Source organism: Ensifer adhaerens (assembly GCF_028993555.1).
GTDB lineage: Bacteria > Pseudomonadota > Alphaproteobacteria > Rhizobiales > Rhizobiaceae > Ensifer > Ensifer adhaerens_I.
The window spans coordinates 60,371-83,692 of record NZ_CP118611.1 but is presented as its reverse complement, the minus strand read 5'-3'; the positions used below and the strand labels follow the sequence as shown (position 1 = coordinate 83,692).

The following is a 23,322-nucleotide window of genomic DNA, read 5'->3' as shown; positions in this document are numbered from 1 at the left end:
TCAGGCCTCCAGCCGCCATTTGAGGGTCACGCCGCCGGTCTGGTTGAGGTCGAGCGCCGGGATCGCCGACAGAAGCTTGCGGGTATAGGCTTCCTTCGGCGCGTCGAAGATGCGGTCGCGGTCGCCCTGCTCGACGATGCGGCCGTCCTGCATGACGATCACGCGATCGGCGACCTGCTCGACAACCCCGAGGTCGTGGCTGATGAACAGGCAGGAGAAGCCATAGCGCTTCTGCAGGCTGGAGAAGAGCTCCAGAACCTGCGCGCGAACCGTGACGTCGAGGGCCGAGACCGGCTCGTCGGCGATCAGGAACTTCGGACGGCGCGCGATGGCACGCGCAATCGCCACGCGCTGGCGCTGGCCGCCGGACAGTTCGTGTGGGTAGCGATTGGCGAAATCGGCACTGAGCCCGACCTCCTCCAGGGTCTCGATCGCACGGAGGCGCTTGGCCGGCGTATCGAGATCCGGAACCAGCCGCAGGGCTTCCTCGACCAGCGCCTGGATGGTCATGCGCGGATCGAGCGACGAATAGGGATCCTGAAACACCATCTGGCAGTTCAGCCGATAGTCGCGCCAGTCGGCGCTGCGCTCGCGGCCCTGGAACAGGATCTCGCCCTGGGTCTGCTCGACGAGGCCGGCAATCGTGCGGCCAAGCGTCGTCTTGCCGGAGCCGGAGCCGCCGACCAGCGCCACCACCTCGCCGACGTGAATGTCAACGCTGACGCCGTGCAGCGCCCGCTTTGGCTCGTGCTTGCGAAACAGCCCCTTGCGACCGGGATAATCGACGACGATGTTGCGGGCCGAAACCATCGGCGTGCGCGTCATGTCGAGTTCGCGGGCCGCGCCACGATAAGGCAGCGACGACAGCAACTTTCGGGTATAGGCATGCTGCGGGGCCTGCAGGATCTCTTCGGTCAACCCCTGCTCGACGACCACGCCCTTTTCCATCACGACGAAACGGTTGGTGTAGCGGGCGACCATCGGCAGGTCGTGGCTGATCAGGAGCACCGCTGTGCCTTCGGCCTTTGTCAGCTCGACCATCAGCTCCATGACGTCGCGTTGGACGACGGCATCGAGTGCCGTCGTCGGCTCGTCGGCGATCAGCAAGGCGGGTTTAAGCAGCATGACCGAGGCGAGCATGATGCGCTGGCGCATGCCGCCCGAGAACTCGTGCGGATAGGCCGTCAGCGCCCGCTCGGGCTCGCGGATACCGACACGCTTCAGCATCGACAGGATTGCCGTGCGACGCTCCTCCACCGTCATCTTGGTGTGAAGGACCAGACCTTCCTCGAGCTGACGGCCGATCGTCATCGACGGGTTGAGCGAGGTCATCGGCTCCTGGAAGACGACGCCGATCTCACCGCCACGTAGCTGCCGCAGATCGCGATCCTTCATGGCGAGCACGTCTCGGCCCCGGTAGAGGATCGTGCCGCCGGCATGACGGACGGCCGGCGGGATGAGGCCGATGATTGCCCGTGTCGCGAGCGTCTTGCCGGAGCCGCTCTCGCCGACGATGCCGACGATCTCGCCGGGTGCGACGTCGAAGCTGACGTTCCTGACCACCTGGTTGCCGGAATGGGTCACGGCAAGCGAAAGGCCCTGAACGCTGAGAAGAGTGTTGCCGGTCATTTCAGGCCTCGCATGCGGGGGTCGAGCCGGTCGCGCAGCGCATCGCCAAGCAGATTGATGCCGAGCAAAGTGAGCGCGATGCAAAGACCGGGGAAGAAACCGAGCCAGACGGCCTGTTCGATGAAGGGGCGGCCGGCGGCGAGCATATTGCCCCAGGTGGGTGCCGGTGGCGGCACGCCGAGGCCGAGGAAGGAAAGCGCGCTTTCCGACAGGATCGCCCAGCCGAACATCGAGGTCGCAAGCACGGTGATCGGCGCCACGCAGTTCGGCAGGATATGGCGCAGCATCGTATAGATCTCGCCATTGCCCATGACCCGCGAGGCTTCGATGAACTCGCGTTCGCGCAGCGACAGCACGGCGCCGCGCACCACGCGAGCCATCGACGGCGTATAGGCGATGCCGAGCGCGAAGATGATACCGTACTGGTTGGCGCCGAAGACGGCGAGAAGGCCAAGCGCGAGCAGGATGCCGGGGAAGGCAAGCAGCGCGTTGTTGACCGCCATGATCACGCCATCGACCCAGCCGCGGGCATAGCCACTGATGATGCCTATGAAGGTGCCGCAAACGACGGCAAAGGTGACGGTCAGGAAGCCGATCCAGACGCTGGCGCGGGCGCCGACCATCAACCGGCTTGCAACGTCACGACCGAACTCGTCGGTGCCGAGCCAGTGCGCGGCACCGGGAGCAGCGAGGCGCGCTGTGAAGCCGAGCGCCATCGGATCATAGGGCGTCCAGATGAGGCCGATGAGGGCGATGAGAACAAGCAACCCGATCAGGCTGCCGCCGATGACACCGTTGAAAGTGAACTTTCTCATTCTGCCACCACCCGCGGATCGAAGAGAGGATAGAGAAGGTCGACCACGAGGTTGACGACGACATAGGAGAAGGCGACGAGCAGCAGGCAGCCCTGGATGACCGGATAGTCGCGCTGGAAGATCGCATCGACCATCAGGCGACCGAGACCGGGGATGGTGAAGACCGTCTCGATGACGGCGATGCCGCCAAGCAGGTTGCCGAGGATCAGGCCGATCATCGTCCAGGTCGGGCCAAAGGCGTTCTTGAAGGCATGGCGCCAGAGGACCGCGCTTTCGGAGAGGCCTTTGGCGCGGGCATGGGTGATGTAGTCGAGCCTCAGCACTTCGAGCGTCGAGGCGCGCGCCATGCGGATGATCACGCCCATCTCGTGGATGACGAGGGTCATGACCGGCAGCACAAGATAGAGAAGCCCAGCTTTCCAGTTCTCGGTGATCGGCACATAGCCGAGCACCGGCAGCCAGCCGAGCTTGAGGCCGAAGGCGAGCAGCAAGAGCAGACCGAGCCAGAAGGTCGGGATCGACAGGAGCACGGTCGCCGTGCCGACAAGCGCAAGATCAGTCAGGCTGTTCTGCCGCCAAGCGGCGACGACGCCGGCCGGCACCGCAATCAGGCTTGCGAGGAACACGGCGATGACGACGATTTCGGCGCTGACCATGAAGCGGCTGAGAACCAAGTGCAGCACCGGCTCGCCGGTGACGATCGACGTACCGAAATCGCCGGAAAGGATGTTGCCGGCCCATACGACGAACTGCTCCGGGATGCTGCGGTCGAGACCGAGCGTGGTGCGCATCTCGGCGATCTGATGCGGCTCGGCCATATCGCCGAGCATCAGCGCTGCCGGATCGCCGGGTATGAGGCGGATAAGCGTGAAGACGGCCACCGAGACGATAAAGATCGTCGGTATCGCCATCACGAGGCGATTGAGAATGAACTTGATCATGGGTTCCCCGTACTGAGGCTGGCCGCACGCGTTACCGCGATTCTCCTGCCTGTCGGCTCTTGTTGGGGGAACTATGATCGAATGAAAAAAATCGCGCAATATTATGAGTAAACGTCATACGTCTATGACAATGGGATGACACGCCAGACGGGCATCGCTCGATCGCTCCCAGAGAATAATACGAATATAAAACAAGGCATTAGCACTTGCCGCAAGCCGAGATGACCGAATTTCTAGAGGTCATGGACGGCGGCGACCTGACGCTTCAGGCAATCGATCATCGCCTGGGCCGCAAGCGACAAGGGAACACCGGACGCAGTTGCAACGCCGAAATCCTGGGTCAGGTGCGGAGAAAATGGCCGGATCTCGATCGGCAGATGGCGATGCAGGTTGGCGAAGAAACTGCTGATGACGGCAACGCCGAGGCCATAGGCCGCATAGGCACAGGCCGAACTGTTGCTGTGGGTCTCGATCTTGACCTTTTGCGGCACGCCGGCCTTGCGGAAGATCTCGTCGAGCATGACCCGCGTCGGCCGGCGGCGGCCGATCAGGATCAGCGGGACGCCGCGCAATTCCTTGGGCGTGACAGTTTCGAGGCTTGAGAGGGCATGTCCCTTTTCCATCACACAGACGCTGACGCCAGTCGCGACCGGCTGCATTTCGATGCTGGCGCTGAGCTGCCCCTCGTACCGCAAGAAGCCGAAGTCGATGATGCGCTGTTCGACCAGGCGGGCGATCGCCACGGTCGTATCGAAGAAGGTCTCGATCCGCACACCCGGAAAATCCTTGGCATAGTCGGCAAGCATCGCCGGCGCGAAGGTTTCGGACATGCTGTTCGGTAGACCGATGCGCACGACCTCAGGGCCGACGGCGCCGCTGCGCAGGTCCTGCGCCAGATTGGTGAAACGGTCGATGCCAAGCAAGATATGCTCCGCATCCTCGGCAAGCTTCATCGCCTCAGGCGTCGGTATCAACCGGCCCTTGTCGCGCGCAAAGAGCGTCAGCGACAGGTCTTCCTCGAGCTGCTGCAACAACCGGCTGACGCCGGACTGGCTGAGGCCCATGGTCTTGGCGGCAGCGATTGTCGATCCGGTCGCAAGAAGCGTGCGCAGCACTTCCAATTGTCGAAAATTCACGCTGCCCCCGGTCCGTTCGAACATCCGCTAGCTCCCGTGTTTACGGGAAGGCGATGCGGCAAGAAAGGGGTGCGACACGGCGCGTGGCAAAATCGATCGCCGAGCGAGTCTTCATTGTCGAGGAGCGCGCGAACGCGCCCCTCAGGGATCACCGATCAGGCGTTGGCGCGTACCGGATGGTTGAAGCGCTCGGCAAAGACCTCGATCGAGCCACGACCGAAGCTGCGCAGCTGTCGCCGCGTCAGAACGGCCATCACGCGTGCCGCGGTGGAGACGGTCATCGCATCGAGTGGACCTTCACCCTTCCAAGGCTTGTTCAGCCGGTCCGTGACGATGCCGATAAGGTTCGTCGGCATGATGTCGGTACAAGGTTTCATCCATTCGAAAACATCGCTGATTGCAATCAGCTTGCCTTCGAACGCAACGAGCGGCTCGGGCAAATTTGCGCCCCAGTCGTCATAGGCTTCCAGAGCATCGCGAAACAGGTTCTGCAGCGTGATGGAGGCGTGCCCTTCATGTAGAGCAGGCAGGAAATTCGTCATTTGTGTCTCCTTCAGTGTTCAAGGCCGGGAAACGCGAATGGCCAATTCTGTCAGCATGTATTTGTGTTCGTGCCGGGTGGCCGATACTCTGTGGCCACGCGACTGGTTAAACTGCAGGCGATGACGCAATGCGCAAATCGGGTGATAGTTCCCTGAGCCGCAGTCAATTTTGGCGGGAAATCGGCACGCATACGCGTCGCGTGCCTCGACCAAGGTGTTGTTCCACGGTCTCCCCCCGACTCGATATTAACGATCCAGCCCCGAAGGTAAACACCGGGCCGCCATCGCGGTAGAAACGAAAATCTCAAATCGATAATTTCTATAGAATATACTATCTTACCCGGCTCTGCCAGATAATTCACTGATATGCACCTCAATCGACAGGGAGCAGTCACATGGGAACGATCTCGCGGCTTTCCGAGAAAACACGAGCCCCGGCGCACCGGATCGAGAGCGAGGAGGAAGCGCTGTCGATCGCCCGCGAACTGGCCGCGGAATTCGCGAGGAGTGCCAATGAGCGGGATACGGATCGCATCCTGCCCTTCGACGAACTCGATGCGCTGGCTCAGTCCGGCCTGCTCGCGATCACCGTGCCGCCGGAATATGACGGCATCGACGTCTCCAATGCGGTCCTCGCCGAGATCACAGCCATCCTCTCGGAAGCGGACTCCTCGATCGGCCAGATCCCGCAAAACCACTTCTACATTCTGGAAGCGCTGCGCACCGACGGCACCGAAGAGCAGAAGGCCTTCTTCTTCGGCCGTGCGCTTGCCGGCGACCGTTTCGGCAACGCGCTTTCCGAACGCGGCACGAAGACCGTCGGCGATTATGCGACGCGGTTGACGCCCGATGGACCCGGTTTCCGGCTGAACGGGCGCAAGTATTATTCGACCGGCGTGCTGTTTGCAGAATGGATCGTAGTCTTCGCGCTTGATCCGAACGACAAGCTGACCATGTCGTTCTTGCCGCGTGGCGCCGAAGGCTTGCAGATCATCGACGACTGGGACGGCTTCGGCCAGCGCACGACCGGCAGCGGTACGACCGTGCTGCAGAATGTCTATGTCACGGCCGATGCGGTGGTACGCCATCATCGCGGCTTCGAGCGCCCGACGACGATCGGCTCCGTCGGCCAGATCATCCATGCCGGCATCGATCTCGGCATTGCCCGCGCTGCCTTTGCCGAAACCCTCAATTTCGTACGCGATCATGCGCGGCCGTGGATGGACAGCGGCGTCGAGCGCGCTGCCGATGATCCGCTGACCATCGCCCGCATCGGTCAACTCGCCATCCGCCTGGAGGCGGCGACCGCAACCGTCGAACGGGCGGGCAAGAAGGTCGATGTCGCCCAGATCAACGGCACCGAGGAAAGCGTCGTCGAGGCAACGCTTGCCGTTGCCGCAGCGAAGGCTCTGACAACCGAGATCGCCTTGGAAGCCAGCAACACGCTCTTCGAGCTCGCCGGAACCGCTTCGACGAAGATTGGACTCAACCTCGACCGGCACTGGCGCAACGCCCGCACTCACACCCTGCACGACCCGGTGCGATGGAAGCATCACGTCGTCGGCAACTATCACCTGAACGGCGTCAAGCCGCCGAAGAACGGCGCGCTTTGATCCCACCGACCGCGCACGAACGCCCCGGAGCGTAACCGCAGCTTCGGGCATTCCCCAACCTTGCCCGAAGGAGAAGCCCATGAGCCGCGAAATCCGGCTGAATGCCTTTGACATGAACTGCGTCGGCCATCAGTCGCCGGGCCTCTGGACCCATCCGCGAGACCAGTCCTGGCGCTACAAGGAGCTCGACTACTGGGTACATCTGGCAAAAACGCTCGAGCGCGGCAAGTTCGACGGCCTGTTCATCGCCGATGTGCTCGGCGTCTACGACGTGCTGAACGGCAACGCAGACGCGGCCCTTCGCCATTCGGCCCAGGTTCCGGTCAACGACCCCCTACAACTGGTGCCGACGATGGCCTACGAAACCGAGCACCTGGGTTTCGGCCTGACCGCCTCGCTTTCCTTCGAGCATCCCTATACCTTCGCGCGACGCATCTCGACACTCGATCATCTGACCAAGGGGCGCATCGGCTGGAACATCGTCACCTCCTACCTCAACAGCGGCGCGCTTAATGTTGGCCAGGCGCAGCAGGCGCGTCACGACGACCGGTATGATCTCGCAGAGGAGTATCTCGAGGTCTGCTACAAGCTGTGGGAAGGCAGCTGGGAAGACGGCGCGGTCGTCCGTGACCGGGCAACCGGCATCTTCACCCATCCCGACAAGGTGCACCCGATCAACCATCGCGGCCATCATTTCACGGTCCCGGGCATCCATCTGAGCGAGCCTTCGGCGCAGCGCACGCCTGTGCTCTACCAGGCGGGCTCTTCGAGCAGAGGCAAGGACTTTGCCGGCCAGCACGCCGAATGCATCTTCGTCGCCGCGCCGTCCAAGACCGTATTGAAACGCTATGTCGCCAACGTCCGGGAGGCGGCAGAGCGCGCCGGCCGCAACCCGCGCGAAATCCTCGCCTTCAATCTGCAGACGGTGATCCTCGGCGAAACCGATGCCGAGGCGAAAAGGAAGTTCGACGAGTACCGCAAGCACGTCTCCTACGAAGGCGCTCTGGCGCTGATCTCCGGCTGGACTGGCATCGACTTTGGCCAGTTCGCACCGGACGAACCGCTGCGCCACCGCCACACCAATGCGGTACAATCCGCCGTCGAAACCTTCACGACAATCGATCAGGATCGTGTGTGGACTGTACGCGAGATGGCCGACTGGGTGGGCATCGGGGGTTTCGGGCCGGTCTTCGTCGGCTCGCCATCGACGGTTGCCGACCTGATGCAGGAGTGGGTCGAGGATACGGATGTCGACGGCTTCAACCTCGCCTATGCGGTGACGCCCGAGACCTTCGAGGATGCCGTCGACCTGCTGATACCGGAACTGCAGAAGCGCGGCGTCTACAAGACCGATTATCGCCAGGGCACGCTTAGGGAAAAGCTGTTTGCCGCCGGGCCGAGGCTTGCGGCGCCGCATCCGGGGGCTGGCTATCGCGACCTCTTGGGACAACGGCAAGCGATCGCAGCTTCCGCCTAAGGCTTAAGCATCCAAGAAATGCCGCCGGGACCTGGTCCAGGCGGCATTTATCTTTCAGGCAAAGGCGATCGCGGCTCCGGGATTGGGTTCAGCTATAAAGGCTTACTGGCGGTATCCGCCCGTTCAGCACGAAGTCGCCGACCTCGCGCGCCTTGTAAGCGACGGGATCGTGCAGCGTGTGGGTACGGACATTGCGCCAGTAGCGGTCGAAGCGATAGTGCCCCGCCGTGGCGCGTGCGCCCATCAGTTCGAAGACCTTCGCCGTCACGTCTAGCGAGACATGGGTCGAATGAACCTTGGCGGCATAGGCCTCGATCGCGGCTGCGCCACGCGCCTCCGGCGTCACTGATCGGCCCCGCGTCAAAGCTGCTTCCACGGATGCCGCCGCCACATCGGCGAGTGCCACCGACGCCTTCAACGCAGCCTGAAGGTCTCCGATGCGTTCGAGAATGTGGGGGTCCTCATTGGCGCTCGCGACGCCTGAAGTGACCCAGGGACGTGTCGTCGTGCGCACGTAGTCGAGAGCCGATGCAAGTGCACCTTCGGCCGTGCCGAGGTAGAAGTTGACGAAGACGAGCTGGATCAGTGGCGTGTTGAACGTCGCCTGCACCGAAGGCGGATCGGCGGGGTCGGCAAGTGGCAGAATGAAATCACGCTCGTAGACCGGGAAATCGCGGAATTCGACGCTGCCGCTGTCGGACAGGCGCTGGCCGATATTGTCCCAGTCGTCGTTGGTGATGTAACCCGGCCGATCGGTGGGCACGACGAAGTTGGCGATCTTGCCCTCGAGCGCAGCGTTGACGTTGATGCGGTCAGAGACATGGGCGCCGGTCGAAAACGTCTTGCGGCCGTTCAGCACATAGTGACCGCCACGCCGCTCCAATGTGAGGCCGGGATCGCGCGGGTTGACCGCAGCACCCCAATAAAGCTGACGCTCGACGGTCTCCGCCCCGAGCACCCAGGCCTGTTTGGGATCGGCAGCGGCCCAGTAAACATACTGGCTGTTGACGTAGTGGTAGCCAAGCAATTGGCCAATCGAGCTCTCGCCGCGCGCAATGATACGCACCAGCCGCAGCCCGTCGACCCAGCTCAGGCCCGCACCGCCAACCTCGGGTGAATGCAGCGCCGTCAGCAGGCCGGCCTGGCGGAGAGCCTCGATCTCTTCCCGCGGCGGCGCGCCGGCACGGTCGAGCTCGGCGCCGCGGCGGGCGAGGTCCTGGGACAGCGCCTCCGCGCGGGCAAACAGCTCCCGCCGCTTTTCATCCTGTTCGGCGCTGGTGCCGGCCGGTGTCTGTTCCCTGAGGAAATGTACGTTGCTCATCCGCCTCTCTCCATTGGTGGAGGCGAAATAGTGCATTTATTCTATCGATAATAACAGCAAATGATTTTCGACTCGGTTCGGCTGCAGGGAAAGTCCTACTACCGCGCCCTCGCCCATGCTGTTCGCACGTCGTTCCCGGCGCAGTCGGCGTCATACCTGCCTCCGCCCGATGCGATAGACGCTGGCAGGTGGCAGGTTGAACGGAACCCAGCGCCGAAAGGACGCCTTGAGGCCAAGGTCAGCAAGCACCTGGGGCGAAATCGGGCACCGCGGTCCGTAGGTAAACTGGAACAGGCTCGCATCCTCTTCGAGGTGATGAAAGACAGCCGAAAAGATGGCTCGAACGGATTGCGTTGGCATCGGTGCTTTCGAACAGCAAAAATCGCCGCGCCTTGTCCGCCGTGCTGCCGGTTGTCGACACCTCGATGACGGCTGGACGGGGACGCGGCAAGATCAGCGCCACCGATGCGGTAAAGGCAATCCTTGACGCGCTCGAACAGGGTCCAAGCCGCATACATGTCGGCAAGGCGCGATTGCTGCGCCTGCTCGAGATCGTAGCACCACCCGTCGCCGCCGCGATCGTCAGGAGGCTGTGAAGGCCATTGCCTCCGACGGCCAATCGGTCAACCGGCCTCGGCGTCCCTCAAAGCGACGATCTCGGATGCATTGTCGTTGGCTGCAAACTGCTCCAGCGTCATGTTGTCGAGGATGGAGGCGATCGCGTCGCGGACATTGCTCATCGACTTGCGCACATGACAGTTGACCGGGTCGGCGCAATCATCGCAGGCCTCAAACGCGGTGCGGCTGGCGCAGCGGATCGGCGCCAGCGGCCCATCCAACGTGCGGATGACCTGGCCGATGCGGATGTCGGAGGCGGGACGAGACAGAGAATAGCCGCCGCCCGGGCCCTTCTTCGAGCGAAGGATGCCGGCATTGCGCAATTCGAGAAGGATCGCGTCCAGGAACTTCTTCGGAATATTGTTTCGCGTGGCGATCTCGGTGATGAAGGCGGTCTCTCCGGGCTCAAGTTGAGCCAGGTCGACAAGGGCCTTGAGCCCGTATTTTCCTTTTTTGGTCAACATGTCACTTCGCTTTCGTGAACAAGAAAGCCGCCACAAGGCCGCTCCTCAGGCATTTGCCGGAGGCAACGGGTTGTGACGGCCGCACTCTTTCGCTTAGGATGTCCTACACCCAAACCGCACCATTCTCAAGAAATTACGCAAGTTACTGCATAGATTTAGTGCGTTTTCTTGGCGCTTTCATGGCAGAGACGATGATTTCTCAGAAATAGGCGGTCGGCGGATGAGGCTCAGTGCGCGGTGCCAGCACCTGCGCACGCGGACGGCGCCCCCGCAGAGCACCTGACAGCGGATATGCGCTAGCGGGCGATCAAACCGTGAGATGCCGCCGAGCCTCGGCCGTATCCAACGTCTCCGGCGGCCCCTCGTGCACCACGGCACCGCGGTCCAGGATGTAGACGTGATCGGCGAGTTCCCGGCAGAAATCCAGATATTGCTCGACGAGCAGGATCGCCATGCCCGTCGAGTCCCTGAGATAGCGGATCGCCCGTCCGATATCCTTGATGATCGAAGGCTGGATGCCTTCGGTCGGCTCGTCGAGCACCAGGATTTTGGGCCGTGTCACCAGCGCCCGGCCGATCGCCAGTTGCTGCTGCTGGCCGCCGGAGAGGTCGCCCCCACGGCGCCCGAGCATCGAGCGAAGAACGGGAAAGAGATTGAAGACATCCTCCGGTATGGAGCGATCGCCCCGCTTCAACGGCGCATAGCCTGTCTCAAGGTTTTCCCTCACCGTCAGCAACGGAAAGATTTCACGGCCCTGCGGCACGTAGCCGATGCCTTCCTTGGCACGGCGGTAGGGCGCCATGCCCGCGAGCGCTACGCCGTTGAAGCCGATCGCGCCGGCGCTGACCGGATGCTGGCCGGTAACGGCGCGAAGCAGGCTCGACTTGCCGACACCGTTGCGCCCAAGCACGCATGTGATCCTGCCCATCTCGGCGGTGATCGACACGTTTCGCAGCGCCTGCGCGGCACCGTAGTGAAGATTGACGTTTTCGACGCTCAGCATGGCGCGCCCTCCTGTGACGGTTGCTGGATGGGGCATTACCGGCCGAGATAGTTCTCGATGACCTTCGGGTCGCTGCTGACGAAGTCGATCGAGCCTTCTGCCAGCACAGCACCTTCGGCAAGGCAGGTGACCTTGACCCCCAATTCGCGGATGAAGCCCATGTCGTGCTCGACGACAACGACCGAACGGGTCTTTGCGATCTCCTTGAGCAGGATGGCGGTCTCGGCCGTCTCCGCATCCGTCATGCCGGCGACCGGCTCGTCGACGAGCAGCAATTCCGGCTCCTGGGCCAGGAGCATGCCGATCTCCAGCCATTGCTTCTGGCCGTGCGAGAGGCTGGCAGCGAGATCGTCGCGACGCGCCGAAAGCCGGACGGTCGAAAGGATCTCCTCGATCCGAGCCTTGTCCTCGGCCGCCAGCCGATAGAACAGTGTCGGGAACACGCCGCGCTTGCGGTTCAAGGCGAGCTCGAGATTGTCCCACACCGTGTGGCTTTCGAAGACCGTCGGCTTCTGGAACTTGCGGCCGATGCCGAGCGAGGCGATCTCGGCCTCGTCCTTCTTGGTCAGATCGATCTCGCCCTTGAGGAACACCTGCCCTTCGTCGGGCCGGGTCTTGCCGGTAATGATGTCCATCATCGTCGTCTTGCCGGCGCCGTTCGGGCCGATGATTGCTCTGAGTTCCCCGGGTTCGATGACGAAGGAGAGCGCGTTCAGCGCCTTGAAACCGTCGAAGGAGACGGAGACGCCATCAAGGTAAAGAAGGCTGGTCGGTTTGGTTTGACCGATCGTCTGGTTCATGTCGCCTACTCCGCCGCCATGGGTTCAACAGCCAGATTGTCCGCCGCTTCGTCCGCCCGCACCCTACGCTCGGCCCGCCGGCGGGCAAAATAAGCGCCGACCGTTCCGACGACGCCCTTCGGCAGGAACAGGGTGACGAGCACGAACAGACCGCCAAGCGCGAACAGCCAGAATTCCGGGAAGGCTGCCGTGAAAATGCTCTTTCCCCCATTGACGAGGATGGCGCCGACGATCGGGCCGATCAGCGTGCCGCGCCCGCCAACCGCCGTCCAGATCACCACTTCGATCGAATTGCCGGGTTCGAATTCGCCGGGATTGATGATGCCGACTTGCGGCACATAGAGCGCGCCAGCGATGCCCGCCATCATCGCCGAGACGGTGAAGGCGAAGAGCTTGATGTGTTCCACCCGATAGCCGAGGAAGCGGGTCCTGCTTTCGGCGTCGCGCACCGCCACAAGCACCTTGCCGTACTTGGAACGCACGATTGCTGAAGTGAGGATCAGGCAAAGCGCCAGCACGAGTGCAGATGTGGCAAAGAGTGCCGCGCGCGTGCCATCCGCCTGGATGTTGAAGCCGAGGATGTCCTTGAAATCAGTCAGCCCGTTGTTGCCGCCAAAACCCATGTCGTTGCGGAAGAAGGCAAGCAGCAGCGCATATGTCATCGCCTGGGTGATGATCGAGAGATAGACGCCGTTGACGCGCGAGCGGAAGGCGAACCAGCCGAAGACGAAGGCAAGCAAGCCCGGAACCAGCACCACCATGAGTGCCGCAAACCAGAACATGTCGAAGCCGTGCCAGAACCAAGGCAGTTCCTTCCAGTTTAGGAACACCATGAAATCCGGCAGCAGCGGATTGCCGTAGGAACCGCGCGCGCCGATCTGGCGCATGAGATACATGCCCATGGCATAACCGCCGAGTGCGAAGAAGGCGGCATGCCCAAGCGAAAGGATGCCGCAGAAGCCCCAGACGAGATCGAGCGCCAGCGCCAGCAGCGCATAGGTGAGATACTTGCCGAACAGCGAGACCAGGTAGGTCGGCACATGCAGCGGGTGATCGGGCGCAGTCAAAAGGTTGAGCGCCGGGACGAAGATGGCGAGGCCGAAGAGGATCGCCACGACGGCGATGATGCTGCGATCCAGCGATTTCATCAGAAACGAGGTGATCATGCTTCGACTGCCCTTCCCTTGAGCGCGAAGAGCCCACGCGGTTTCTTCTGGATAAAGAGGATGATCAGCACCAGCACGAGGATCTTGCCGAGCACGGCGCCGGCATAGGGCTCGAGAAACTTGTTCAGGATGCCGAGCGAGAAGGCGCCGACGAGCGTGCCCCAGAGATTGCCGACCCCACCGAAGACGACGACCATGAAGCTGTCGATGATGTAGCCCTGACCGAGGTTCGGCGAGACGTTGTCGATCTGCGAGAGCGCGACGCCGGCCATGCCGGCGATGCCGGACCCGAGCGCGAAGGTGAGCGCATCGACCCAGGGCGTGCGGATGCCCATGGAGGAGGCCATGCGCCGATTCTGCGTGACGGCCCGCATACGAAGCCCCATCGGCGTTTTCTTGAGCAGAAACAGGAGCCCCGCAAACACTGTCAGCGCGAAGACGATGATCCAAAGGCGGTTCCAGGTGATCGTCAGCCCGCCGAGATCGAAGGCACCGGCCATCCAGGACGGGTTGCCGACCTCGCGGTTGGTCGGCCCGAAGATCGAGCGCACCGCCTGTTGCAGGATCAGCGAAATGCCCCAGGTGGCAAGCAAGGTTTCCAGCGGGCGGCCATAGAGAAAGCGAATGACGCCGCGTTCGATTGCAAGCCCGACGGCCCCGGTGACGAGAAAGGCAAGCGGCAAGGCGATCGCCAGCGACCAGTCGAAAAGCTCAGGGTAGGAATTGCGCACGACCTCCTGCACCATGAAGGTCGTATAGGCGCCGAGCATGACCATCTCGCCATGGGCCATGTTGATGATGCCCATGACGCCGAAGGTGATGGCAAGCCCAATCGCCGCCAGCAGCAGGACGGAGCCGAGCGAAAGACCGTACCAGACGTTCTGGCCGGCGTTCCAGAACGCCTGGGTCTGTTCGATACGGGCGATCGCCGCTTCGATGTCGGGTTTGAGGGAAGCATCGGCGGTGGCCAATGCGGAGGTCAGCACCGCAAGGCCAGTGCGTCCATTGCCTGCGGCAAGCAGCGCGATCGCCTGGCGCTTCTGATCATCGGCGCGATCCGAGACGAGTAGCGTCACCGCCCGCGCTTCGTCGAGAACCATACGCACGGCCCCGTCCTTCTCGGCAGCGATCGCCGTTTCGATGGCCCCCAGGGCATCCGCGTTCGGCGTCTGCAACATGGATTGCGCTGCCTTCATCCGCGCGGCTGCGTCATCGCTGAACAGCGTCAACCCGCCAAGCGCACTGCGTACCGCGCGGCGAACCGCATTGTTGACCTTGACCTTCTGCATCTCCGCCTTCGATGCCTGCCCGGCATCGGCCCCGGTTACCGGGTCTACGAGCAGAAGGTTTGCGCCCTGTGTCTTGACCAGGAAGACCTTGCTGTCGGACTTGCGCTGGTAGAGCTCGCCCTCACTGAGGGCCTCCAGCACGGGAATTATCTTGGCGTCGCCGGTCTTGGCGAGCACCGAGATCTGCTCGTCCATATCGGAAAGTTTCGCGGTGCCGAGCTGGTCGACCAGCGCACCAAGATCATCCGCCGCACGAAGGCCAACCACATGGGTCGAAATCAGCAGGCAGAGCGCCACAAACAGGATCTGCAGAATTCGGAACATTACCCTCTCGCTCGGGTCTTGCGATGCCGCGTGTGCGACGGGCGCTTCGGTCGAGGTTTCACGTTGAGATCCCTCCGCCCGGCCGCATCTTCGGACGGAGGGATGCTCGCCCCCGGATTTCGTCATGCAAGGATTGGCCGGGCGGACGCCCCGCCCGGTCTATGACTAGGTGATGAAATCAGGAGCCTTTGCCGCCGCATTTGCCGGTGGCGACGTTGAAATTGCCGCAGGACATCGGCGCGCGCCAATCGGAAATCAGGTCCTTGGAGTCGGGCAGATAATCGGACCATTCGTCGCCGACGACGAGGCCGGGCGTTTCCCAGACAGTCTCGAACTGGCCATCGCCCTGGATCTCACCGATCAGTACGGGCTTGGTGATGTGATGGTTCGGCATCATCGTCGAGTAGCCGCCCGAAAGGTTCGGCACGGAAACGCCGATCATCGCGTCGAGAACCGCATCCGTATCGGTCGTGCCCGCCTTTTCAACCGCCTTCAGCCACATGTTGAAGCCGATGTAGTGCGCCTCCATCGGGTCGTTGGTCACGCGCTTGTCGTTCTTGGTATAGGCCTTCCAGGTCTTGATGAACTCGGCATTGGCCGGCGTGTCGACAGACTGGAAATAGTTCCAGGCGGCGAGATGGCCGACGAGCGGCGTGGTATCGAGGCCAGCGAGTTCCTCTTCGCCAACCGAGAAGGCGACGACCGGAATGTCCTCGGCCTTGACGCCCTGGTTCGCCAACTCCTTGTAGAAGGGAACGTTGGCGTCGCCGTTGATGGTCGACACGACGGCGGTCTTCTTGCCGGCCGAGCCGAACTTCTTGATGTCGGAGACGATCGTCTGCCAGTCGGAGTGACCGAATGGCGTGTAGTTGATCATGATGTCCTCGGGCTTCACGCCCTTGGAAATCAGATAGGCCTCGAGGATCTTGTTGGTCGTGCGCGGATAGACATAGTCGGTGCCGGCAAGCACCCAGCGCTCGACGCTTTCGTTTTCCATCAGGTAGTCGACGGCGGGAATTGCCTGCTGGTTCGGTGCGGCACCGGTGTAAAAGACGTTGCGCTGGCTCTCTTCGCCTTCGTACTGGACGGGATAGAAGAGGATCGAATTCAGCTCTTCGAAGACCGGCAGCACCGACTTGCGCGAAACCGAGGTCCAGCAGCCGAAGACGGCCGAAACCTTGTCGACCGAGATCAGCTCGCGTGCCTTCTCGGCAAAGAGCGGCCAGTCGGACGCCGGGTCGACGACGACGGCTTCGAGCTTCTTGCCGAGCAGGCCGCCTTTCTTGTTCTGCTCGTCGATCAGCATCAGCATGGCGTCCTTGAGCGTCGTCTCGGAGATCGCCATGGTGCCGGAGAGCGAATGCAGGATGCCGACCTTGATCGTGTCATCGGCAGCAAAAGCGCCGTTGAATGCCGTCGTCGACAGGACGGCTGCGAGGAATGCGCCGGTGACGCTTGCCCTGATAGTCATCTGATTGAACCCCTCTCGTTCTGGAGCAGCGCGGCTTTCGTGCTTTTTAGCCGTTGCTTGAGGGATCATCGGGCAGTCTCGCTGCACTGCACATACGTCATTCTACGTAGATGCCGGGGGCAAAGAGGAAGCGCTGGGGTCCCGGATACCGCACGCACAATCTCCTCTTCCCATCCCACGCTTGACCTTGCCATCGTTGGAAGCCCTAGAAGCGATACAACCCAAAGGCACCGGACCAAACGATCGCGCCACAGATTCGACGCGAATCGGCCGTCAGCAAAGCCGAAGAACGACGGTTATGGTTCGCGCGCAGGGCAGGATGTTTCAAATCTCGGGGCCGACAGGCATGACGTCTTCATTGCATCCCCATTGGGACTTCGCCCGCGAAATGCGGTCGATCCTGCTTCGTTTCGTCGCCTTCGCAATCCTGCTCGCCAACCTGCTGCTCGGCGCCAACGAGGGCGCCGAGCATATGCACTGGATCGTTGTCGTCAGCTATCTCGCGATCAGCATCGCCTCCGTAGCGATGGCCCGCTATCTGCCCGGCCGCTCGTGGCTGAAGACATTTTTCGTCGTTCTCGACGCGCTGCTGGTCGCACTGCTGCTCTCGGCGCACATCCTCGCCGGGCCGGTGACGGAAAACCACAACCTGACGACCACAAGCCTCGTCGTCGCCTTCATCCTGCTTGTCCATGTCGGTTTGAAGCTTGAACGGCGGCTCGTTCTCATCTTTTCAAGCATCGTGCTCGTTGCCTGGGTGGCGATGCTCGCGACGACCGCGGCCCGGCATCAGGCAGCCGGCACGCTGTCCCTGCTCGGATCGTTCTTCAACCAGGATCTCGGCCTGACCGTCAGCTTCGGCTTCACCGCCTTTGCCATCTACCTGCTCGCGCGCGACCATGACCGCACCCGCAAGGAGGCGCTGAAAGCAGACCAGCGACGCCAGAACCTCTCGCGGTTCTTCTCGCCGCTGGTGGTCTCGGCGCTGCAGGAAAAGGGCGATGCCCTTGGCCTGGAGCGCCGAGACGCGGCCATCATGTTTGTCGACCTGCGCGATTTCACCCTGTTTTCCGAGACAGCTCCGGCTCCGGAACTCGCCTTCGTTCTGGCCGAGTATCGCCAACTCGTTTCGCAGACGATCTTCGAGCACGGCGGCACGGTCGACAAGTTCATCGGCGACGGCGTGATGGCCGTCTTCGGCCAACCGAGGCCCATGGACGACGACGCAGACCGAGCGATGGCCTGCGCGCTTGATCTCGTCGACGCGCTCAACGACTGGAAGAACCACAATGCGCTAAACGGGCATCCTGCCCTCGATGCCGGCATCGGCCTGCATTACGGCAAGGTGGTCGGCGGCGTGCTGGACAGCGGTTGCCACAGCGAATTCACCGTCATCGGCGACGCGGTCAATGTCGCCCAGCGCCTGGAAAGCCTGTCCAAAGCTCTTGGTGCACCGCTGGTGGTATCGGCCGCACTAATGGGGTGCCTCAGGACTCCGGTTCCGCCCGCCAATTGGATGGCGCAGAATGACGTGGCCCTTCCCGGACGCAGGCTGCCTGTCGATGTCTGGTATCTGCCCCGCCACGCTGGCGACATATCCGGCGCCGTGACGTCGACTTACGAGACCGGCATCAAACAAACCGCCCTCCAGAGATCGGCCCTCCAGTCAACGGACGCGGACGCTCCCACCGGATAATCGACGCCTCGGACGGAGACTTTCGCAGGATCGCTACACTTCACCAGCGCACGGTGCTTTCCGGGGTCATTGTACACGCCCCCGTCGGCATCCCGTCGGGACGAGATCGAGATCAGTACGTCGTAGTCGTAACCGGGCAGCAGCGCCGCTCGGGTACCGGCGAGCGCCAGGCTGACGACGGTGTCGTCACTGAAATGTTCCGCATGGAAGACCGCCGGCTCTCCCGCGACGGCGCTTGTGACGCAGAGCCCGCCGACAACGATGGCGATGACAGGGCGACGCATTCCCACCTCCCATGGCTCGGCCGCCGGGCCATCCTATCATCGATGGCATGGCTCCGCACTCGGAATGCGCGCAATCGCCGCCCCAGCGTGCGTTACCTGTCGGTGAAACTGAGCTTGAAGCGCGTGGTGAAATCGCCGCCCCACCACATGGGGAAGTTGGTGCCCCATTTGTTGTTGTGGATGTTGAAACGAACCCCGGCGGAGTAATCGGGCAGAGCCTTGCAGAAGGCCATGAACGGCCATGCCTGGGGCGCCACCAGCGGCGTGTCGAGGTTCTCGACCATCAGCTCTGCTCCGGCTTCGGTTCGCCCGCGCACGCCCGTGACCGCCTGCAATTGGGCCCCTCCGCCCAGAGCGAAGTTATCGGTCCGGTGCCACAAAGCCATCTTGCGGACGCTCCACGCGGAGTGCCCCTCCGGCGTGAACGACAGGAAACTCGCCTCCGGCATGCGGTTGGCATTCTTGCCATAGAGCGTCAGCCGGATATCCAGTCCGTTCGCTCCCGCGGAGAATTCAAGTGCGATCTCGGCCGGTGCACCAAGCTGCTCGACTGCCTCGCCGGGCAGGGCAGAGATGATCGACGTGGCCGTCGTCCCCAGAAGCCGAGGACGATAGGATTGCGAGCGCGCCTCCGTCACCAGGGCCAGCCCCGGCTTGTCGTGGTCGAGCACGGCCCAGTCCATCCAATGAGTAAGGTAGGTATCCATGTGGCGGCGCACGTCGCCGGCGTCGTAGCTTTCGTAGCGATACGCGATCAATGAGCCGTTGGCGCCACGGATCGTCCGGCCATCGGGCGCGGTCAATGCAGCCACGTCGCCGCTGGCCGGATCGAGATCGATGACCCAGCCACCAACGTCGAGCCTCGTTGCAGCTTCGGCCGATTCAGGTCGCGGCGGAACGGTCAGTTCGGCGAGCGCCGCTTGGGCGCGGACGGCGTCGTCCGCATCCAGTTCGGCAACCGCCTGATCCAAATAAGCGCGCTGTTCGGCCCACGAGGCCTCGGTGTACTGGAAGCGCGGATCGGTCTTTCGCGCCGTCTCAAAGGACGGCCGCGCCCAGGCTCTTTCGTCCCGCAGGAAGGATTTGATGTCGACGCCGCAGGTATGCTCGGCAACCAGCGCCAGCTTGCGCCCGAAGGCTTGGCGGCTCGCGGTCATCCGCCCTTCGGCAAAGCTGCCGTAAAGCCGCTGGAGCGCGAGGTAACGGGCGATCTTCTCCGGATCGGTGCCGCTGCCATGGATCCAGCTGTCGCCGAGTTCCTTTTCCACGACCGGGAAGCGCTCGCGCGCCTCCCACATCAGCGCGCCGTAATCCTCGAGCGTCGCGGCGCGGACGCTTGCGCCCGGCTCGTGCTTCAGGATTTCGCGGTACGCCTCGGCGGTCTGGGAGACGCTCTGCGGGCCGATGTTGTCGCTCGTATGAGCGAAGCTCAGGCCATCGGAAAGACCTTCCGGAAAGTAAGTTTCGCCATAGGAACGCTGGTACATGACGACGATTTCCTCGCCGCCAGGTGCCCGCCAACGGAAAACGTCTGGGATTTCCGGCGGCGGCGAGGCCGAGTTGACGCCGATGTGCAGGAATCGAATGCCGGCTTCGGCAAGCAACGGCACCATGCCGAGCGTGTGACCGGGCACGTCGGTCATCTTGGCGGCAATCGTCTTCAGGCCAAAACGGCGATCGAGTTCCTGCGCATAGGACAGCCCCGCCTTGAAGAGGTCGGGCGACATCAGTTCCGTATGCGTCGTGAACGGCAGCGCATGCCAGCGGATCAGGCCCCGCTCGATCGCCTGCTCCAGCCGCGCGACCTCATCCTTCGAGCGTGAATTCAGGTGGTCCCAGATCAGCCAGGCGCCAGTCGTCCAGACGAACAGCGGTTCGTTCGGGTTCTCGGTGTAGAAGTGTGCGCCGGTGTCGATCGCCTGCGGAATAAAACGCTCGTGATACTGCTGCCGGATCTTCTCGGCGTGATCGGTGAAGCCGATATCGAGGTGCGTCTTGAAGACAACGTGAATGCGCTTTTCGGTCATGTTCGCTACCTTCAGCCAACGGTGCCCCGCACGATCAGGCGGGTATTGAGTGTCTCGGTGAGCGGCTCGGCATCAGGTGCACGAAGCCGCATAAGGATCAGGCGGACGAGCGCGCGCACGCGCTCCTCGAGGTCGATGCGCACGGTGGTGAGGTTGTAGCTTTTCCAGTGCGCCTGCGGGATGTCGTCGAAGCCGACGACCTTGACGTCTTCGGGCACCGACAGGCCAAGCTCGTGGCGTAGCGCATCGATCGCTCCGAAGGCGCCGACGTCATTGGCGGCGAAGATCGCGTCGGCTCCATCGCCGATCCGGAACAGGTCGAGCGTCGCCTGATAGGCGGTGTCATAGGTGTAGTCGCCCGTAAGCGCGATCGGCGCATCCATGCCGCGTTCGGCAAGCGTCTCCTTGAGAGTGCGCTCGCGCTCGGCGTTGGCAAGTGATTGCGCCTTGCCGCCGAGATAAGCGATGCGGCGGGCGCCATACCCCTGAAGCAGCGCCACCGCCTGCTCGATACCGTTTTTCTGTCGGACGAGCAGCCGGTCATAGAGCGTACCGGAAGCCGCTCCTGCAAACTGCTCGACGGCGTCATAAATGACGTAGATCGGCACCGCGCGATCCAGGAACCCGCAGAGCACATCCGGCAGGATGTTCTCGGTAAAAGCGATCACCGAATCCGGATTGAAGCCGCGCATATAGGTGAGCAGGCGCGGATCCATGCTGAAATCGGCCTTCGCCTTGAACAGCAAAGTCGCAAAACCCTCAGCCTGGAGTGCTGTGGTCAGTGCGTCGATTTCCTGGCTCTCCCAGGGGCTGCAGACGTCGGGCACGATCATGCCGACGAGATGCGAGCGACCGGTGACGAGCGAGCGGGCCGCCATGTCGGGCGTGTAGTTCAGCTCCCGCGCCACCTGCAGAATGCGGTCGCGCTTCTCCGGCTTCAGCGAGGCGTTCGGGTTGAAGGCCCGCGACACCGCCACGCGGGAAACATTGGCCTCGCGCGCCACCTGGTCTGCGGTGGCTCGGGCAGTCTTCTTGTCGGCGCGATCGTTCATTTATCCGTCACAAAATGAAAACGTGTTCACTAACAAAAGAAATCAACTCATCGATTTCGTCAAGCGGAATAAGAATTCCAGCGATTATTGTAGAAAGAACACCTGATCCATGTTGACAAAAATGAAAGCGTGTTCATTCTTGATCATCGTCGGGACACCGGACCCTGGAGGAGGGCCGGACTGTCGCAGCCAGACACATAGGTCTTTGAGAAGACCGCCCGGGAGGAGAAAACATGCGTACCAGGTTTCATTCCCTATTGCTCAGCGCAGCCGCGGCCGTTGCCTTTGCCGCGCCGGTGAGCGCCACCGAACTCAACATCACCTGCCGCTGCGTCGTCGGCGGCGTCAACAGCGGCATGGCCGAATGGATCGAGCAGAAGGTCATCCCGGCGTTTACCGAGAAGATGAAGGCCGAAGGCAAGGACGTGACCGTCAAACTCACCCAGTTCGGCGGTGAAGACGAGCAGTTGACGCAGCAGCTCGCCCTTGATTTCTCGACCGGCGCCGGCCCTGACGTCTCCGGCTTCGACGGCTTCCTGATCCCGAGTTTCGTCCAGGGCAATCTCTTGAAATCGCTCGAAGAAGTCGCCGGCGCAGACGTGCCGAAATGGGAAGGCTGGCAGCACATCTCGGACGGTACGAAGGCGCTGATGAGCTACCAGGGCAAGCCCTACGGCATCGCGCTCGGCACCGACGCCCGCATGATCTTCGTGCGTAAGGATCTGTTCAAATCGGCCGGGCTCGATGCCGACAACTGGCAGCCGAAATCCTGGGAGGAACTGCTGGAAGCTGCCCGCAAGATCAAGTCCGCAGCCCCCGAAAGCTTCCCGCTGCAGCTGAACGCCGGCGTCTCCATGGGCGAGGCGACGACGATGCAGGGCTACTGGATGGCGCTGCTTGGCACCGGCGAGCAGGTCACCGACGACAGCGGCAAATATATCGTCTCAAGCCAGGGCATCCTCGACACCCTGAAGCTCTACAAGACCATCTATGTCGACGAAAAGCTCGGTGACCAGCGCGCGCAACTGCTGGCAGACGGTCGCAACCGCACCTTCGCCAACTTCCGTGACGGCAAGACGGCAATGCTCGTCGAAGGCGATTGGTTCTATCGCTCGGTGACCAAGCCCGGCGCGGAATTTGCGGTGGCCGATCGCGACAACACGATGACCTGGAAGAAGATGCCGGCCTCCGCCCCGGGCAAGGGCCTGCGCGGGCAGGATTTCGTCACGGTTTCCGGCGGCACCGGTTTCGTCATCAATCCGCACACCGACGCTCCCGCCGAATCCTGGGCGCTGCTCTCCTTCATGAACAGCAAGGAACAGTTGACCGCCTTCCAGGACATTCAGCCTTCGATCCGCATCCGCAACGACGTGGCGATCCCCAATTCGCCGTTCCTGACAGAGACTGCGGCGGCCCTGCTGCCGATCACCACAGCGCGCCCGAACGACGCGAACTACAACAAGGTCTCGAGCGAGATCCAGCGCATGACCGAAAGTGTCGTCTCCGGCGAACTCTCACCTGAGGATGCGATGGCCCAATACAAGGCGGCCGTCATTGCCATCGTCGGCGAAGAAAACACCGTCAGCACGCTCTAAGAAGCGCGCGGGATAACGGCATCCCGCTCTGATCCACTGAACAGAACACCCGGCCGCCC

20 protein-coding genes are annotated in these 23,322 nt (G+C 62.4%); 5 read left to right on the top strand and 15 right to left on the bottom strand.

Annotated features, from left to right (window positions below; translation table 11 throughout):
- From PWG15_RS20835 to PWG15_RS20815, 5 genes are all read right to left on the bottom strand, one after another.
- Positions 1 to 1,629 (bottom strand): ABC transporter ATP-binding protein, encoded by a 1,629-nt coding sequence (locus PWG15_RS20835; protein WP_275025871.1) that lies wholly within the window; start codon positions 1,627 to 1,629, stop codon positions 1 to 3.
- Positions 1,626 to 2,444 carry an ABC transporter permease gene (locus PWG15_RS20830; RefSeq protein WP_275025870.1) on the bottom strand — a complete coding sequence of 273 codons (819 nt, stop codon included), beginning with the start codon at positions 2,442 to 2,444 and terminating at the stop codon, positions 1,626 to 1,628. Before PWG15_RS20830 ends, PWG15_RS20835 begins: the two co-directional genes overlap by 4 nt.
- Positions 2,441 to 3,385: an ABC transporter permease gene (locus tag PWG15_RS20825; RefSeq protein ID WP_275025869.1), complete on the bottom strand. Its 945-nt coding sequence runs from the start codon at positions 3,383 to 3,385 to the stop codon at positions 2,441 to 2,443. Before PWG15_RS20825 ends, PWG15_RS20830 begins: the two co-directional genes overlap by 4 nt.
- A 233-nt stretch (positions 3,386 to 3,618) precedes the next feature.
- Positions 3,619 to 4,521, bottom strand: a complete 903-nt coding sequence (locus tag PWG15_RS20820) for a LysR family transcriptional regulator (protein ID WP_275027125.1) — start codon at positions 4,519 to 4,521, stop codon at positions 3,619 to 3,621.
- Positions 4,522 to 4,676: 155 nt separating this feature from the next.
- Positions 4,677 to 5,063, bottom strand: coding sequence for a BRA0787 family protein (locus PWG15_RS20815; protein WP_275025867.1), 387 nt, complete (start codon positions 5,061 to 5,063; stop codon positions 4,677 to 4,679).
- Positions 5,064 to 5,458: 395 nt separating this feature from the next.
- Here PWG15_RS20815 and PWG15_RS20810 point away from each other — a divergent pair, with 395 nt between their 5' ends.
- On the top strand, positions 5,459 to 6,676 hold the full coding sequence (locus PWG15_RS20810) for an SfnB family sulfur acquisition oxidoreductase (RefSeq protein ID WP_275025866.1): 1,218 nt from the start codon (positions 5,459 to 5,461) through the stop codon (positions 6,674 to 6,676).
- 79 nt (positions 6,677 to 6,755) lie between these two features.
- Positions 6,756 to 8,153, top strand: coding sequence for an LLM class flavin-dependent oxidoreductase (locus tag PWG15_RS20805; protein ID WP_275025864.1), 1,398 nt, complete (start codon positions 6,756 to 6,758; stop codon positions 8,151 to 8,153).
- An 88-nt stretch (positions 8,154 to 8,241) separates the two neighbouring features.
- Here PWG15_RS20805 and PWG15_RS20800 read toward each other — a convergent pair whose 3' ends face one another.
- Entirely contained in the window at positions 8,242 to 9,474 is a 1,233-nt protein-coding gene (locus tag PWG15_RS20800) for an acyl-CoA dehydrogenase family protein (RefSeq protein WP_275025862.1), read from the bottom strand.
- Positions 9,475 to 9,827: 353 nt separating this feature from the next.
- Here PWG15_RS20800 and PWG15_RS20795 point away from each other — a divergent pair, with 353 nt between their 5' ends.
- On the top strand, positions 9,828 to 10,070 hold the full coding sequence (locus PWG15_RS20795) for an SDR family oxidoreductase (protein WP_275025861.1): 243 nt from the start codon (positions 9,828 to 9,830) through the stop codon (positions 10,068 to 10,070).
- Positions 10,071 to 10,097: 27 nt separating this feature from the next.
- Here the strand turns inward: PWG15_RS20795 and PWG15_RS20790 are convergent, their stop codons facing one another.
- From PWG15_RS20790 to urtA, 6 genes are all read right to left on the bottom strand, one after another.
- Positions 10,098 to 10,556 (bottom strand): RrF2 family transcriptional regulator, encoded by a 459-nt coding sequence (locus tag PWG15_RS20790; RefSeq protein WP_029742909.1) that lies wholly within the window; start codon positions 10,554 to 10,556, stop codon positions 10,098 to 10,100.
- Between the two features lie 307 nt (positions 10,557 to 10,863).
- The gene (gene urtE / locus PWG15_RS20785) at positions 10,864 to 11,559 is read right to left on the bottom strand and encodes an urea ABC transporter ATP-binding subunit UrtE (protein ID WP_275025857.1); all 696 of its coding nucleotides are present in this window, start codon (positions 11,557 to 11,559) and stop codon (positions 10,864 to 10,866) included.
- A gap of 35 nt (positions 11,560 to 11,594) precedes the next feature.
- Positions 11,595 to 12,359 carry an urea ABC transporter ATP-binding protein UrtD gene (urtD, locus tag PWG15_RS20780; protein WP_275025856.1) on the bottom strand — a complete coding sequence of 255 codons (765 nt, stop codon included), beginning with the start codon at positions 12,357 to 12,359 and terminating at the stop codon, positions 11,595 to 11,597.
- Between the two features lie 5 nt (positions 12,360 to 12,364).
- Positions 12,365 to 13,525: an urea ABC transporter permease subunit UrtC gene (gene urtC, locus PWG15_RS20775; protein WP_275025855.1), complete on the bottom strand. Its 1,161-nt coding sequence runs from the start codon at positions 13,523 to 13,525 to the stop codon at positions 12,365 to 12,367.
- Positions 13,522 to 15,138, bottom strand: coding sequence for an urea ABC transporter permease subunit UrtB (urtB, locus tag PWG15_RS20770; protein WP_275025854.1), 1,617 nt, complete (start codon positions 15,136 to 15,138; stop codon positions 13,522 to 13,524). Before urtB ends, urtC begins: the two co-directional genes overlap by 4 nt.
- A gap of 178 nt (positions 15,139 to 15,316) precedes the next feature.
- A complete protein-coding gene (urtA, locus tag PWG15_RS20765) occupies positions 15,317 to 16,609 on the bottom strand; it encodes an urea ABC transporter substrate-binding protein (protein ID WP_275025853.1) in 1,293 nt (430 codons plus the stop codon).
- Positions 16,610 to 16,955: 346 nt separating this feature from the next.
- Between urtA and PWG15_RS20760 the strand changes: the two genes are divergently transcribed.
- A complete protein-coding gene (locus PWG15_RS20760; protein WP_275025852.1) occupies positions 16,956 to 18,305 on the top strand; it encodes an adenylate/guanylate cyclase domain-containing protein in 1,350 nt (449 codons plus the stop codon).
- Here PWG15_RS20760 and PWG15_RS20755 read toward each other — a convergent pair.
- The 3 genes from PWG15_RS20755 to PWG15_RS20745 form a co-directional block, all read right to left on the bottom strand.
- A complete protein-coding gene (locus PWG15_RS20755) occupies positions 18,227 to 18,589 on the bottom strand; it encodes a hypothetical protein (protein ID WP_275025851.1) in 363 nt (120 codons plus the stop codon). The genes PWG15_RS20760 and PWG15_RS20755 overlap by 79 nt on opposite strands.
- A 92-nt stretch (positions 18,590 to 18,681) precedes the next feature.
- Positions 18,682 to 20,616: a DUF5054 domain-containing protein gene (locus PWG15_RS20750; protein ID WP_275025850.1), complete on the bottom strand. Its 1,935-nt coding sequence runs from the start codon at positions 20,614 to 20,616 to the stop codon at positions 18,682 to 18,684.
- Positions 20,617 to 20,627: 11 nt separating this feature from the next.
- Positions 20,628 to 21,668, bottom strand: coding sequence for a LacI family DNA-binding transcriptional regulator (locus tag PWG15_RS20745; protein ID WP_275025849.1), 1,041 nt, complete (start codon positions 21,666 to 21,668; stop codon positions 20,628 to 20,630).
- Between the two features lie 233 nt (positions 21,669 to 21,901).
- On the opposite strand from PWG15_RS20745, the gene PWG15_RS20740 reads away from it, so the two are divergent.
- Positions 21,902 to 23,263: an extracellular solute-binding protein gene (locus PWG15_RS20740; protein WP_275025848.1), complete on the top strand. Its 1,362-nt coding sequence runs from the start codon at positions 21,902 to 21,904 to the stop codon at positions 23,261 to 23,263.
- The last annotated feature ends 59 nt before the right edge of the window (positions 23,264 to 23,322 follow it).

What these genes read in the sequence shown, in the direction of transcription:
- PWG15_RS20835 (WP_275025871.1), bottom strand. Translation starts at nt 1,629, where the DNA reads ATGACCGGCAACACTCTTCTCAGCGTTCAGGGCCTTTCGCTTGCCGTG.
- PWG15_RS20830 (WP_275025870.1), bottom strand. Translation starts at nt 2,444, where the DNA reads ATGAGAAAGTTCACTTTCAACGGTGTCATCGGCGGCAGCCTGATCGGG.
- PWG15_RS20825 (WP_275025869.1), bottom strand. Translation starts at nt 3,385, where the DNA reads ATGATCAAGTTCATTCTCAATCGCCTCGTGATGGCGATACCGACGATC.
- PWG15_RS20815 (WP_275025867.1), bottom strand. Translation starts at nt 5,063, where the DNA reads ATGACGAATTTCCTGCCTGCTCTACATGAAGGGCACGCCTCCATCACG.
- PWG15_RS20810 (WP_275025866.1), top strand. Translation starts at nt 5,459, where the DNA reads ATGGGAACGATCTCGCGGCTTTCCGAGAAAACACGAGCCCCGGCGCAC.
- PWG15_RS20805 (WP_275025864.1), top strand. Translation starts at nt 6,756, where the DNA reads ATGAGCCGCGAAATCCGGCTGAATGCCTTTGACATGAACTGCGTCGGC.
- PWG15_RS20800 (WP_275025862.1), bottom strand. Translation starts at nt 9,474, where the DNA reads ATGAGCAACGTACATTTCCTCAGGGAACAGACACCGGCCGGCACCAGC.
- PWG15_RS20790 (WP_029742909.1), bottom strand. Translation starts at nt 10,556, where the DNA reads ATGTTGACCAAAAAAGGAAAATACGGGCTCAAGGCCCTTGTCGACCTG.
- urtE (WP_275025857.1), bottom strand. Translation starts at nt 11,559, where the DNA reads ATGCTGAGCGTCGAAAACGTCAATCTTCACTACGGTGCCGCGCAGGCG.
- urtD (WP_275025856.1), bottom strand. Translation starts at nt 12,359, where the DNA reads ATGAACCAGACGATCGGTCAAACCAAACCGACCAGCCTTCTTTACCTT.
- urtC (WP_275025855.1), bottom strand. Translation starts at nt 13,525, where the DNA reads ATGATCACCTCGTTTCTGATGAAATCGCTGGATCGCAGCATCATCGCC.
- urtB (WP_275025854.1), bottom strand. Translation starts at nt 15,138, where the DNA reads ATGTTCCGAATTCTGCAGATCCTGTTTGTGGCGCTCTGCCTGCTGATT.
- urtA (WP_275025853.1), bottom strand. Translation starts at nt 16,609, where the DNA reads ATGACTATCAGGGCAAGCGTCACCGGCGCATTCCTCGCAGCCGTCCTG.
- PWG15_RS20760 (WP_275025852.1), top strand. Translation starts at nt 16,956, where the DNA reads ATGACGTCTTCATTGCATCCCCATTGGGACTTCGCCCGCGAAATGCGG.
- PWG15_RS20755 (WP_275025851.1), bottom strand. Translation starts at nt 18,589, where the DNA reads ATGCGTCGCCCTGTCATCGCCATCGTTGTCGGCGGGCTCTGCGTCACA.
- PWG15_RS20750 (WP_275025850.1), bottom strand. Translation starts at nt 20,616, where the DNA reads ATGACCGAAAAGCGCATTCACGTTGTCTTCAAGACGCACCTCGATATC.
- PWG15_RS20745 (WP_275025849.1), bottom strand. Translation starts at nt 21,668, where the DNA reads ATGAACGATCGCGCCGACAAGAAGACTGCCCGAGCCACCGCAGACCAG.
- PWG15_RS20740 (WP_275025848.1), top strand. Translation starts at nt 21,902, where the DNA reads ATGCGTACCAGGTTTCATTCCCTATTGCTCAGCGCAGCCGCGGCCGTT.